Annotated in this window: 11 protein-coding genes; 2 read left to right on the top strand and 9 right to left on the bottom strand. The window is 43.2% G+C overall.

The genetic code is table 11. The features are described from left to right. Positions 1-8: 8 nt before the first annotated feature. Positions 9-989 (top strand): pyruvate dehydrogenase complex E1 component subunit beta, encoded by a 981-nt coding sequence (locus tag RLN88_RS13080; RefSeq protein WP_350221855.1) that lies wholly within the window; start codon positions 9-11, stop codon positions 987-989. A 160-nt stretch (positions 990-1,149) separates the two neighbouring features. Here the strand turns inward: RLN88_RS13080 and RLN88_RS13075 are convergent, their stop codons facing one another. Both RLN88_RS13075 and ffh read right to left on the bottom strand, forming a co-directional pair. Next, positions 1,150-2,004, bottom strand: a complete 855-nt coding sequence (locus tag RLN88_RS13075) for a universal stress protein (protein ID WP_350221854.1) — start codon at positions 2,002-2,004, stop codon at positions 1,150-1,152. A gap of 103 nt (positions 2,005-2,107) precedes the next feature. Further along, positions 2,108-3,436 carry a signal recognition particle protein gene (ffh, locus tag RLN88_RS13070; RefSeq protein ID WP_350221853.1) on the bottom strand — a complete coding sequence of 443 codons (1,329 nt, stop codon included), beginning with the start codon at positions 3,434-3,436 and terminating at the stop codon, positions 2,108-2,110. Positions 3,437-3,567: 131 nt separating this feature from the next. Between ffh and RLN88_RS13065 the strand changes: the two genes are divergently transcribed. Further along, positions 3,568-4,032 (top strand): DUF2147 domain-containing protein, encoded by a 465-nt coding sequence (locus tag RLN88_RS13065; protein ID WP_350221852.1) that lies wholly within the window; start codon positions 3,568-3,570, stop codon positions 4,030-4,032. 55 nt (positions 4,033-4,087) lie between these two features. Here RLN88_RS13065 and RLN88_RS13060 read toward each other — a convergent pair whose 3' ends face one another. The 7 genes from RLN88_RS13060 to RLN88_RS13030 all read right to left on the bottom strand — a co-directional run bounded on the left by RLN88_RS13060 (position 4,088) and on the right by RLN88_RS13030 (position 12,687). Next, a complete protein-coding gene (locus tag RLN88_RS13060) occupies positions 4,088-4,723 on the bottom strand; it encodes an SGNH/GDSL hydrolase family protein (RefSeq protein WP_350221851.1) in 636 nt (211 codons plus the stop codon). A gap of 191 nt (positions 4,724-4,914) precedes the next feature. Then, positions 4,915-5,907, bottom strand: a complete 993-nt coding sequence (locus RLN88_RS13055) for a hypothetical protein (RefSeq protein ID WP_350221850.1) — start codon at positions 5,905-5,907, stop codon at positions 4,915-4,917. Between the two features lie 62 nt (positions 5,908-5,969). Further along, positions 5,970-6,440: a pyrophosphohydrolase domain-containing protein gene (locus RLN88_RS13050; RefSeq protein ID WP_350221849.1), complete on the bottom strand. Its 471-nt coding sequence runs from the start codon at positions 6,438-6,440 to the stop codon at positions 5,970-5,972. After that, positions 6,433-6,519, bottom strand: coding sequence for a hypothetical protein (locus RLN88_RS13045; RefSeq protein WP_350221958.1), 87 nt, complete (start codon positions 6,517-6,519; stop codon positions 6,433-6,435). The genes RLN88_RS13050 and RLN88_RS13045 overlap by 8 nt, the downstream gene beginning before the upstream one ends. A 20-nt stretch (positions 6,520-6,539) precedes the next feature. After that, complete coding sequence (locus tag RLN88_RS13040; RefSeq protein ID WP_350221848.1) at positions 6,540-8,024, bottom strand: sodium-dependent transporter; 1,485 nt, start codon at positions 8,022-8,024, stop codon at positions 6,540-6,542. Between the two features lie 114 nt (positions 8,025-8,138). Next, the gene (locus tag RLN88_RS13035; protein WP_350221847.1) at positions 8,139-10,568 is read right to left on the bottom strand and encodes an ABC transporter permease; all 2,430 of its coding nucleotides are present in this window, start codon (positions 10,566-10,568) and stop codon (positions 8,139-8,141) included. A gap of 139 nt (positions 10,569-10,707) precedes the next feature. Beyond that, complete coding sequence (locus RLN88_RS13030; protein ID WP_350221846.1) at positions 10,708-12,687, bottom strand: OPT family oligopeptide transporter; 1,980 nt, start codon at positions 12,685-12,687, stop codon at positions 10,708-10,710. Positions 12,688-12,736: the final 49 nt, after the last annotated feature.

Below are 12,736 nucleotides of genomic sequence, written 5' to 3'. Positions count from 1 at the left end.
TTGATCCAATGAGAGAAATTCAATTCAGAGAAGCCCTGGGTGAAGCAATGAGTGAAGAAATGAGAAGAGACGAAAACGTCTTTCTTATGGGGGAAGAAGTGGCTGAGTACAATGGAGCGTATAAAGTAAGTCAGGGGATGCTGGATGAATTCGGTCCTAAGCGGGTAATCGATACTCCAATTACAGAGTTGGGATTTGCCGGAGTTGGAGTGGGTGCAGCCATGAATGGCCTTAGACCCATCATTGAGTTCATGACATTCAATTTCTCTCTTGTAGCCATTGATCAAGTGATCAATAGTGCCGCAAAGATGCTATCTATGTCAGGCGGTCAATACAACGTGCCAATTGTGTTTAGAGGCCCTACAGGCAATGCCGGACAGCTAAGCCAGCAGCACTCTCAAAATTTCGAAAACTGGTATGCGAATACACCCGGACTGAAAGTGGTGGTGCCTTCCAATCCATATGATGCTAAAGGTCTTTTGAAGACTGCCATCCGAGATGACAATCCCGTCATCTTTATGGAATCAGAGTTGATGTATGGAGATAAAGGAGAAGTGCCAGAAGAAGAATACTTGTTAGAAATAGGACAAGCAAATGTGGTACGAGAGGGTTCTGATGTAACCCTACTATCTTTTGGAAAAATGATGAAAGTAGCGAATGCAGCTGCTGAAGAGCTTGCCAAAGAAGGAACAGATGCAGAAGTAATTGACCTGAGATCTGTAAGACCGATTGATTATCACACCATTGTGGAGTCTGTGAAGAAAACGAACCGACTGGTGATTGTGGAAGAAGCATGGCCACTTTCATCCATTTCATCAGAGATCAGCCATCATGTGCAGCGAAATGCTTTTGACTGGCTAGATGCTCCAATCCACCGAATCACCAATAAAGATGTATCGTTACCATATGCTCCTACACTTATTGAGGAGGTGCTTCCAAATATGGCCAGAACCATAGAAGCAGTGAAAGCAGTGACTTATCAGCTTTAGATAAACGAAATTTAAAAAGGCGGGAGCTGTCTCAAAAGTGTCATTCTGAACGAATGTGAAGAATCTTTGAATTTTTGAATGCCAGAATATCAAATATTTGAGATTCTTCGTTCCTCAGAATGACAGCCTAATTAGGGCTTTTGAGACAGCTTCTTTCATACTATGTAAAATGGCCTTTGTTTATGGTCATGACCGGAATTGAGGATTTCTTGGTCAGTTTGGTAGCGAATGATTTTTGAAAGAAACGATGAAAACCCGATTTCGCTTCTGATAGTGTAATGATCAGACTGGCATCTGTTCCCTCAGCATAATTCAGTAATGCTTCAGATGCATGCTTGTCCTCAATCACATCTACCATGTAGTTTGTCAATCCTGCAATTTTGGCAAACTTATTCAGTTGCTGAAGCAATTTCTCATCATCAGTAGATTTAGTAATATCCACAATGTGAAGACGGGCATCAAGCGCCTCAGTGATGACTTTCACCTTTTCAAATACTTGCTTTGTGTATTTCTCATCTTCAATATCCAACCCGAGTACAACATCCTCTATTTTATGAAACTGCTGATCTCTCAATGAGATCACCGGAGCTCTAAGGTGCTCAATTAATTGCTCGGTATGATTGCCACTAAAAAATTCTTGAATACTCTCCTCTCCTGTGGTTCCAATCACCACCAGATCTGCGCCATTTTGTGCTATGTAATGCTCCAATCCCTTCAAAAACCCTCCACCATATTGTCGCGCTTTTACAGCCACTCCACCCGATGCATATTCCTTTTCTATCGATTCCAGCTTTTGCTTATTTGCCCGAAAAAGTTGTGCATTGAAAATCGAATCATCAGAGATTTTGCTTCCGCCAGCCTCGCCGGTCAGATGAAGCGACAAATCTCCAAGTGGAACTTCTTCCAGATGCAAAACCTCAATGGCTGCATTCAATGGCCGGGCTAGCTGTATAGCAAAATCCAGAGCATAGCCGGAAAGCTTAGAAAAATCCGTAGGTACTATAATTTTCTTCATGGCCTTTTTCTTGTTGGTTGTGCAGGCCAAAGTACCGCTTAATGTATTCCCTTAATAGGATAAATATCAGAGCATCAAATGCTTTTGATCAGGGGAAATTGTCCTATTTCATACCTCCCAGCATGTTGGCTAGCGCACGCTTTCCACCGGACTTATTCATCATTTTCATCATTTTCCTCATCTGCTCAAATTGCTTCAGCAGCTGATTCACTTCTTGAATTGATGTTCCACTTCCCTTAGCAATGCGCTGCTTTCGGGTGCCATTTAAAATTTCCGGTTGAGTACGTTCTTTTGGTGTCATCGATTTGATGATAGCCTCGATTGGTTTCAATGAATCATCATCAATATCTATGTCCTTGATGGCTTTGCCCATCCCCGGGATCATCCCAAGAAGATCTTTCATGCTCCCCATTCTCTTCATTTGTTCCATTTGGGACAGGAAGTCATCAAAACCAAATTGGTTTTTTCTGATCTTTTTGTTGATCCTGCGAGCCTCTTCCTCATCATAATTTTGTTGAGCTCGCTCCACAAGACTGACAACATCACCCATTCCAAGGATTCTGCTTGCCATCCTGTCCGGGTGGAACAGGTCGATGGCATCCATTTTTTCACCTGTAGATATGTATTTGATCGGCTTATCTACCTCCTTCCTGATTGAAAGAGCCGCTCCACCACGTGTATCACCGTCAAGTTTTGTCAGCACAACTCCATCGAAATTCAATCGCTCATTGAAGCTAGCTGCTGTATTTACTGCATCCTGACCAGTCATCGAGTCCACCACAAACAGGGTTTCTGCAGGATTAACAGCTTTCTTGAGCTCTGATATTTCATTCATCATCTGCTCATCCACAGCCAATCGTCCTGCGGTATCTATGATCAGCGTTTTCTTGCCATTGTCTTTCGCATGCTTGATAGCATTCTTAGCAATTTGAACGGCATCTTTATTCTCGGGCTCGGCATATACCTCCACCCCAATCTGCTCCCCAAGTACCTTCAACTGATCAATAGCTGCAGGTCGGTATATATCACAGGCCGCAAGTAACACTGTCCTGCCTTGCTTCTTCATTAAGTTGGCCAGCTTTCCAGTGAAGGTTGTTTTACCCGAACCCTGTAGACCTGAAATTAAAATAATGTTTGGATTTCCCTCCAGACTGATCGGAACATTGGTTTCCCCCATCAGCTTTGTGAGTTCTTCAGAAACAATTTTAGTGAGCAACTGGCCTGGCGAAACGGCAATCAAAACGTCTCTACCCAGTGCCTCTTCCTTGATCTTATCCGTGACATCCTTTGCCACTTTGTAGTTCACATCGGCATCTATGAGTGCTCTTCGAATCTCCTTGATGGTGGACGCAATATTGATCTCGGTGATCTGTCCCTGACCCTTTAGCGTTTTAAACGCCCTATCCAGTTTTACACTTAAACTATCAAACATATTTCTTCTACAAAAATGAGTTTGCAAAGGTATAAAATAGTGGTCAGTGATTGATAATTTCACGAAAATGAAACCTTTTAATGCAGATGGAGTATAACCAGTACCTTGCATAACAAAATACGACTGATACAATGAAAAGGACAATCACATTATTTACCGCAGTTTTTTGTCTGACATTTTTGGCACAGGCTCAAAAGGTCACAGAGAAAGACATCATTGGCACCTGGAAACTAATCATCGATGTGGAAGAAGAAATGGAGGAGGAAGCAGAAGATGCAGACAACATGCTGGAAGAAGTATTCATCAAAGCCATTTCAGGTTTTGTGGGTGGTATATTGGATGATATTGAAATCTACTTTGAGTTTCAAAGTGATAACGATGTGAAAATCACTGTCAATGCCTACGACGAGACAGAAACAGAAACTGGCACCTGGTACATCAATAAAAGAGGATATCTCGTCATTGAAGATATTGATGATGATAGGGACGATTTCAACATCAGTGCGGACGATGATGAATGGAAGCTCATAGATGGAATCCTCGTCAGTGATGAGCACGATGACAACAAGTCAGTTTACATGACTCGGGTCGATTAAAGCATCATGCTCTGATTGTAATGAAAGGCAGCCAAACTCATGGATTTGGCTGCTCTCATTGCCAATTGAATAAAGTCTCAACAATGACTTCCGCTGCTACTTCACTTCCCTGTTGCGAAGGATGAAAGCCATCTGATCCATAATATGAAAAATCTTCCGTTTCATCAAAGTGAGCTTTCCAAACTTCACCGACCGGGCAAAGGATCGCATCATTTTCAATAGCAGCATCCCGATGATTTTTTATGACTCCATCGAAAGTGTAGTAATAGGTCTGCGATGGCCAAACCATGAAATAAACCAATTCAGCATTATTCTGATCACATAGTTGCTTGAGTTTTGCTCCATATTCAAACAGAGTCTCCCGGCCATATTCCTGAGAGGATGGGCCTTGCTGTATAACTAAATACTTGTACTTTCCTGTCTTCATCTGCTTCTGCACTTTCCCGTCATTCCAGTGATCCTCAAGTGCATAATTTGGAAAGGCAATCATTTCAGTTTTGATGTTCACGTTTTGTTCTTTTGCCTTTTGAGCCACAAGTGAAGGCAAGTCATTAAAATAGGTAAGACTATTTCCAAGAAACAAAATCTGAATAGTATCGTCGGCCAAAGGATTATCATCCTTTGATGAGGAACCACATGAGTAAATGATTGCGACAAGAACCAAAAATTTCCCAATGAGCCGTGAGAGCATTTTCATTTTCCTTTTTAGGATTAAAACAAAAGGGCAGGGAATTTCCCTGCCCCCTCCTCATACATACTTATGCTAAAAAAATTAATGAGAAGAATGTAACACTAACTTTCAAGTGTTATAACCTAATAACACAATGTTAGTGCTCATCTTATCTCGCCACGACTCATTGGGTATTTGATACTTAATGAGCATCAGTAATCAGATAATAGCAGTTTGATCGCCTCTTTTCTGTCAATATTCCCCGCATAATACTTATCAAGAGTTGTCCTGAAATTTTCAGTGTTTGTACTTTCAAAGACCCCTTTTATGTCCATATATAATTTATGGTCAATCCCTTCCGATCTTAGGTAATCCCGCGTTGCAATCCCGCAGAGATAAAACAAAGAGGCATGCCATAAGCCATTTGGAAACTCTATTCCCATTTCTTGAGATGTAAAATAGATCTCCGATCTAAAAGGGCTGTTTCTTGAAAATAATAAGTGACTGCTTTCATGAAATACTGTCTCAATAAATGTTGTACTATTGTTTACCGGATCAACTGTGGATATAAACAAATTCATTCTCGGTGATATGATAGAGTAAGCTCCGGCCCAACTTGCATATGCCGTAATATCGATCCTCACTTTCTCACTAGACCAAGTATCTCCTGAGACGCGCTCCATTGCTGCAATGATCATTCGCTCAGCATTTTCAATACTTTTTGAATACTTCATTACCAATTCTCGATTCGCGCCATCATGCAAAGGCCAAATTTTGTGTAGGTAGATAGGTAAAAAATCATTCAGGACCGATGCGAGGTTTACATTCAATATTGAATCCGGCTCTAGTTGGTGATATCCCTGATTTGATAAGTGAACTGTTAAATCAGACATATCTGACCTCATATCTAAATCATTAAATTGGGATTTGTAATAGGAGATCAAACGATCGTATTTTCCCCTCTCCTCCTGAGTAAGTCCTTCCAGCAAAGAATCTTCTTCCATCCTGGCTAATTCAAACCCATCTGATTTCATCTTGGCTCTTTGAATTCCGCGTGCCTTTTCGTAAGCAAAATGATGGAGGTTAACCCAAATATTACTATGAAATTCATAGTAGTGAGTTGTCAGAACTGCTGAACTAGAATGCTGAGCCAATATCCCATTGTGAATCAATACTGATACCATGAAAATATATAGTCTATTCATAATCTCAAGATTAAAGAATTTAAGATTCAAAAAAGACTCATTGAGTTATTGAAACAGTTGATTTACCTATCTAGGATACTTTTCAAATCTGCCGGAGAATAGTTGATGGATTTCAAGGTTTTGTTATCTCCCTTTCTAAAAACAAGATATTTGCCATCTCTCTTCTCGTAGTAGCCCTCCGTATCTTTTTCTTTCTTGTAATGCTCCACAGTTTGCCGGGCCTCCTCCTCCGTATCACACGCCTTGCTCATGTTGGAGCGCTGCACCTCCTCAAATAGCTCACGAAATTTCTCCCCCAGGCCAAACTCAAGTATTGCACCGGACAAGACGTACTGAATGTCGCAAAGAGCATCTGCAATCTCTACGATATCCTGGTCTTCGATCGCCTCCTTTAGTTCCTCCAATTCCTCAGCAATTAGAGATACCCTCAACTTGCACCGATCCTCAGATGGAATCTGCGGGGTGGCCAAAATGGGGTGCTGAAACGTTCTGTGAAAATCTGCTACCTGATTAAGTGGGTCTATCTTATCCATTCTTTGTTTTCTCGTTTTTAATCGCCTTAATTAGAAAATAAACAAAACCACCTACCACGGTGGTAAGAATCAAAATCATACTGATGATTGCTCCGCTGCTCATTGTTTTACAAATTTTTTGTACAGGTACCCATTCAGTAGCACACCAACTACAATGACAGTTCCCCATTGGGTGATGGTGGAGGCGTTGCTATAGGTGCCAAATAAATCCCATTTTCCTTCTTCATTGAACCAGGTGGCACTGTAATCCTGTGAAAGCCACCAGTAGATCAGGAAGAATCCCACACCTATATTCAGTAGAATCGCCCATTTAAAAAAGCCGGATGGCAAGACCATGTCTGACCCAACATCGATTGTGGATTCTTTAAACCTGGTTGGGTTGTTCATTGCTACAGCAATCAAAATGAACAGGCCAGTAACAATGAGACCCACGCCCCACACCCAGTCCTGATTGGAGAAAAAATTTAGCGACCAGGCAGATGGAAAACCGAAAATCACAAAGCTGATGATTACAAAAATCAATGTCTTTCGTTTGGAAATATTCAGGTCTGCCACATTCTGAAGGAATAACTCAAACATCGGCAGCAAAGAGCTAAAAGCTGCGACAAACAATGCAAGGAAGAAAAGCGCAGACAAATAATCTCCACCCGGTACGTTTGCGAACAGCATTGGGATAATTGTAAAAGTCAGTGCCTGATTTCCTGATTGGAGATAAGAGATTGCCTCTGTTTCGGAAGCTGACAATGCAAACACTGCGGGAAGTATGGCCATCCCGGCTAATAAAGAGGCTGTATTGTTGCCGAACGCACCTATAAAGGTATTGAGTGTTACATCCTCATTGTCTCTCGAGAAAGCGGACAAGGTCATCATCAGTCCCCATCCCGCTCCGGTGCTCCAGGCGGATTGCGAAAGTGCTTCTATCCAAATGGTTGGGTCACCAAACAAGGAAGTGTCAATCGCAAACATGTACTCAAGCCCTCGAACTCCACCTTCCATATTGAGAGCTACAAAAACGATTATCACCAACAAAACAAACAAGCTTGGAATCAGTAATTTGTTGGCCTTTTCCAGTCCATTTTTTACCCCTCTGATCAGGATGAATGCAGCCAGGAAAATGACACAGATATAGACAATCACGGTTGTCCAATCACCATTTGAGATTCCTTTCCAGAAATTGTTGAGATAATCAGGATTTGACTGCAGCGTTTCCTGAAGTGTGGCCTCCTTAAAAATATTCCCGACTGAAAAGGCCATGTACCGGAAAGACCAGGCTGTAACGATGGAATAATAAAATGCAATACCTAAGGTGCAGATCGTAATGAAGAAGCCCATCCAGGTGTACTTCTTCCCTGCGAAGCGTGCGAAACTTCCGATCACCCCGCTTTTGAATTTTTTTCCAATGGCAAACTCAGACAATAGCAATGGGATGGACCAGATGAAAAGAAATAAAATCCACAAAAGGATAAACGATCCCCCATACTGACCAGCAAGACGAGGAAACCGCCAGAGGTTACCTGCTCCGATAGCCATACCTAGTGCAGCCAGCACAATCCCCCACCTGTTACTAAACTGTTCTTTGATCATAAACGACTAGTTGCAAACATGCGAATCCGCCAAATATATGGAAAGTTTGGCAGGCCAGTCGAGCCAATTTTTACAAAGGGTAAATCCCGGAAATTTACTTTCCGGGATCATGGATCATTCATCTTTTAGTGTGGTAGCCGGATTGATCAATGCGGTGCTGATGGTTCGGTAGCTCACGGTCAATGCAGCTATCAGAAGTGTAGATATAAAGGCCATTAGGAAGAACCCAATCCCTATATCAATCCTGAATTCATAGTCGTTGAGCCACTGATTAAGTATATAATAAGCGATTGGTGCGGCAATCAAAAATGCAATGATCACCAGGGCAAATACTTCCTTTGTAAACTTACCAATGATGCTCATGATGGAAGCCCCAAGTACCTTTCTGATGCCTACTTCCTTGGTTCGGTTGGCAGCTATGAAAGCAATCAATCCATAAAGGCCCAGGCAGCCTATAATGATGGAAACACCGGAGAAGGTAGTCATGAGGGTTGCGATGTTTTGCTCCTGTTCATAATTCTCTGCAAGTTCCTCATCATAGAATTGCCAATCCTGTACAAACTCCGGATATACACTTTCCCAGGTATTCTGGAAGTGGGTGATAGCTTGTTTTACATTGGCCCCATCACGGGTTTTAAATGCCAGTTCGTAATAAATTTCAGGCTCTCTTAACAGCAGGACATACTGATATCCTTCGCTCAGATCCTGCGAATGAAAGTCTTTCATCACGCCAATTACTTTTAAGGAATAGCCTCTCCAACCCGATGAAAGCCGCTCACCAATGGCACCCTCGTAATTATCCTTGAAGCCCATCAAATCCGCAATCCGCTGATTGATCACAACGAAGTAACTGCTGTCATTTTTACGAATATTCCTACCAGCCAAGAGCTGCAACCCATACAAATCCATGTACTCCTCATCTGCAGGTTTGTAGCTGGCATTAAAATCTTCCTCAATGTTGAGCGGGGCATAATTGAAGTTTGAATGTGAGTTTGAGTTTCCTGTTGGCGAGCTCAGCGAGAACGTAATGCTTTCGATTGATGGATCCTCCAACAGCATCGCTTTAAAACGTGCATTTTTTACTTCGTCCCGTTCGGGCAGATAGCTTTTGATGATCGCCTCTTTCTCAAACCCCAGGTCTTTCTCAATGAAGTATTTCATTTGTGCGGAAATGATCACAGTACCGATGATCAGAAATTGGGAAATGGTAAACTGGGTGATCACCAATGCCTTTCGGATGTTGAGCCCACCCGAATGATCCTTTGCCGTTATTTTGCTTTTCAGGGCCTTCACAGTATTCATACTGCTGAGCAGAATGGATGGATAGAAGCCTGATAAAAAGCTCACCAACACCAGGAGCAATAGCAGAAATCCGATGGTCTCAAAGCCTGTGAAAAGATTGAGCGAAAGCCTGGTGCCGATCACATCCTCCAACTGCACAAACAAGAATTCAGCAATAGCCAGAGAACAGAAGAGTGCCACCAGGGTAATCAATGTGATTTCTGCAAAGAACTGAACGATTAGCTGTGTAGAGTATCCTCCAATAGCTTTTCTGATACCTATCTCTTTGGAGCGGTTTGCTGCCTGGGCAGTGGCCAAATTCACAAAGTTGATACAGGCCGTGAGCACCAGGAAGATGGCGATGATAGCCAGCGCACGGATCAACTCGGGCGAGGTGGAGTAGACATAGTTTCCATATTCATCGTCAAAGTGAATTTCTGCCAGTGGCTGTGTCACAAATCTTCTTCGCTCAGAAGCTCCCTCCTCATAATGCTTTTCCACAAAATCAATGAGCTTGGTATCAAACGCCTCCTGATCAAACCCATCTCCCACCAGAATGTAAGTGTTCGTGCTTGAGCTGGTAGAATTCCATTGTTTCCCGTCATTGTAGTAGGGATTCTGGGATTTCTGAGATTCATAATCCAGCAGCACTGTAAATTTGAAATTGGTAGACTCAGGTGGATCGGCAATAACACCCACTACTTTGTAATCCTGCAGATTCCCAACATTGACGGTTTTACCCATAGCCAATCCTTCCTCACCTTCCTCAAGCCCAAAAAACTTGCGGCATTCAGAAGCTGCAATCACGACTGTATTTGGTTCCGTCAGAGCAGACCCCTTATCTCCTGCGATGAACTCAACCGTAAAAACATCAAAGAATTCGGGATCGAGGAATACCACTCCTTCTTCCAATAAGAACTTTTTAACCTCCGTGCCCTCTTTTATATTGATTTGATTACCCCAGACGTAGTGCACCCTGGCCACTTTTTGCATATCCGGAAAATCTTCGCGAAGTGAAGTACCCACAGGATGAGGTGTGCCTGATCCCTTGCTCACCACACCTGCTCTAATGCTCTGACCCACCACTCGGTAGATATTTTCATAGTTCTTCTGGTGCTTATCAAAGCTCTTTTCAAAAACGATTACCTTATAAATGACCAGAGAACACCCAATACCCAGAGCCAGGCCAAGGACATTCAGGACACTGTATACTTTGTTTCGAGTTAGGTTTCGAAGGGCGGTTTTTAGATAATTTTTTAGCATGGACTTAAGGTTTTCATGAGGAATGGGGGACAAAATCATGCCATTATGGCTAACTCACTGATTTACAAAAAAATACACCTGACCCCACTCTCAAAAGTGAAGCCAGGTGTACACTATTTTCGTTCAGTATCGAACAGCGCTATTCCTGCTCTTTCGATACTTTGATCACTACTTTATAGATGAAATAGATAATCAACCCAAAAATTATTAGACCCGGCCAACTGGATGCATCTTCAAAAACACGCATTGAGTTGGGGTCTCCACCGGATTTCATCACACCTACAGTCAATCCTGCAATCAAAATCCCCATCAGGGCCTCACCGGTAATTAGTCCCGAGGCTAGCAACAACCCTGCGTTATTGCCCCTTTCAATATTTTTATTTGATTTTGTGGCCTTAGTGAGGAGATAGGCAAGCACGCCTCCCACAAAAATGGACGAGTCTAACTCAAAGGGGAGATAGAGCCCAACTGCTACTGCCAGTACCGGCATCCTAAACTCAGATCCTTTTGATTTTAGATATTGATCAAATGCAATGATCGCCACCGCAATTCCTGCACCAATATAAATAATATTCCACGGTAAGCCTCCACCAAAAATCCCTTGTGCCACACTCATCATCAGCGTGGCTTGCGGTGCTGCCAATGATTCAGGCTGCTCTGGGGTAGGTGCCCCTATGCCATTCCCTATCAATAAAATGTTCAAAACAATTGGGATAGCAAGTGCACCTGCCACTACTCCCACTATCTGCATGATCTGCTGCTTGTAAGGCGTAGCACCAAGAATGTGCCCAGCCTTCAAGTCCTGCATATTGTCCCCGGCTATCGCTGCGGCACAGCAAACAACCGCACCAATGAGAATCGCGCCGGCAGCTCCGGCCATTTCGTTTCCTGTTCCCATCAATGTCAGAAGAAGGATGGATGCGAATAGAATGGTCGCAATGGTAACCCCGGAAATCGGGTTGTTTGAACTGCCCACTAAACCAGCCATGTAGCCAGCCACTGCGGCAAACAAAAATCCGGCAACAACCATAATGAGCGTCATGGTGGTGGAAACCGTAACATCCCCGATTGCAGATTGATAAATGAGGAATATTGGTACAACAAGCACGCCTATGGCTATGATCACCCACGACATAGGTGCATCCATTTCCGTTCTAAGCTGATCTTTCATGGAGGTTCCACCCTTTTTGAAAGCTGAAATCCCAGCTTTAAAAGCTGTACCCAAAGATCCGGCAAGGCTCAACAGTGCCCACAGCCCGCCTACTACCATGGCCCCTACTCCAAGGTATCGCATTTTGGCACTCCAAAGTGCTCCACCAATGTTATCTACATTCACATCGCTGACACTTGTAAATTTCCCTAAAGCCACAAGCTCAGCAGCTACCGCATCAAATCCTTCGGATCCGATATAAATCGGCATGCCGATCCACCAGGTGATGACACCTCCAAAGAATACAAGGAAGGCAATGTTGAGACCGACGATATATCCTACCGCAACCAATGCAGGTGAAAGGTTTAAGCTGAAGTAGCCATAAAATCTTTGTCCGAACAAGGCGGCTTTTTCGAATAGTCCACTCCACAGGTTCAGAAGTGAATCAGCCAGCTTAAACAGCCCTCCAATCACTGATCCCCATATGAGGTATTTTACTGCTTTTCCCCCTTCTTCGCCCGTTTTCAACACTTCCGCAGTTGCCACACCCTCTGGGAATTTAAGATTTTCTTCCACGATCAATGCTTTTCTCAATGGAATGGTGAAAAGCACACCAAGCACCCCGCCACACAGTGCGATGGCCATTGTTTCGAAGTAATTGAACTCTTCCCAGTAGCCCATGATCACCAGGGCTGGGATCGTAAAAATTACCCCGGCAGCCAGTGACTCCCCCGCTGAAGCTGCAGTTTGCACCAGGTTGTTTTCCAGGATGTTTGAATTTTTAAAGACTTTCAGAAGGGCCATTGAAATGACCGCAGCGGGAATAGAAGCCGAAACGGTGAGTCCGGCAAACAACCCAAAGTAGGCATTGGCTGCAGATAGTACCACTGAAAGAATAGCCCCCAATACCACCGCTTTCACGGTAATTTCCGGCAGGCTGGTGTTCGAATCGATGTAAGGTTTTTCCATTGCTTAGGTTTAAAGTTAGGTTTACGTTGACCAACAAAAATGTCTATTT

The organism is Ekhidna sp., from assembly GCF_040223195.1.
Lineage (GTDB): Bacteria > Bacteroidota > Bacteroidia > Cytophagales > Cyclobacteriaceae > Ekhidna.
This window is presented reverse-complemented; position numbering and strand designations above follow the sequence as displayed.

Bases quoted from the DNA above. Each gene is read 5' to 3' on its own strand.
- RLN88_RS13080 (WP_350221855.1), top strand. From the start codon at position 9: ATGAGAGAAATTCAATTCAGAGAAGCCCTGGGTGAAGCAATGAGTGAA.
- RLN88_RS13075 (WP_350221854.1), bottom strand. From the start codon at position 2,004: ATGAAGAAAATTATAGTACCTACGGATTTTTCTAAGCTTTCCGGCTAT.
- ffh (WP_350221853.1), bottom strand. From the start codon at position 3,436: ATGTTTGATAGTTTAAGTGTAAAACTGGATAGGGCGTTTAAAACGCTA.
- RLN88_RS13065 (WP_350221852.1), top strand. From the start codon at position 3,568: ATGAAAAGGACAATCACATTATTTACCGCAGTTTTTTGTCTGACATTT.
- RLN88_RS13060 (WP_350221851.1), bottom strand. From the start codon at position 4,723: ATGCTCTCACGGCTCATTGGGAAATTTTTGGTTCTTGTCGCAATCATT.
- RLN88_RS13055 (WP_350221850.1), bottom strand. From the start codon at position 5,907: ATGAATAGACTATATATTTTCATGGTATCAGTATTGATTCACAATGGG.
- RLN88_RS13050 (WP_350221849.1), bottom strand. From the start codon at position 6,440: ATGGATAAGATAGACCCACTTAATCAGGTAGCAGATTTTCACAGAACG.
- RLN88_RS13045 (WP_350221958.1), bottom strand. From the start codon at position 6,519: ATGATTTTGATTCTTACCACCGTGGTAGGTGGTTTTGTTTATTTTCTA.
- RLN88_RS13040 (WP_350221848.1), bottom strand. From the start codon at position 8,024: ATGATCAAAGAACAGTTTAGTAACAGGTGGGGGATTGTGCTGGCTGCA.
- RLN88_RS13035 (WP_350221847.1), bottom strand. From the start codon at position 10,568: ATGCTAAAAAATTATCTAAAAACCGCCCTTCGAAACCTAACTCGAAAC.
- RLN88_RS13030 (WP_350221846.1), bottom strand. From the start codon at position 12,687: ATGGAAAAACCTTACATCGATTCGAACACCAGCCTGCCGGAAATTACC.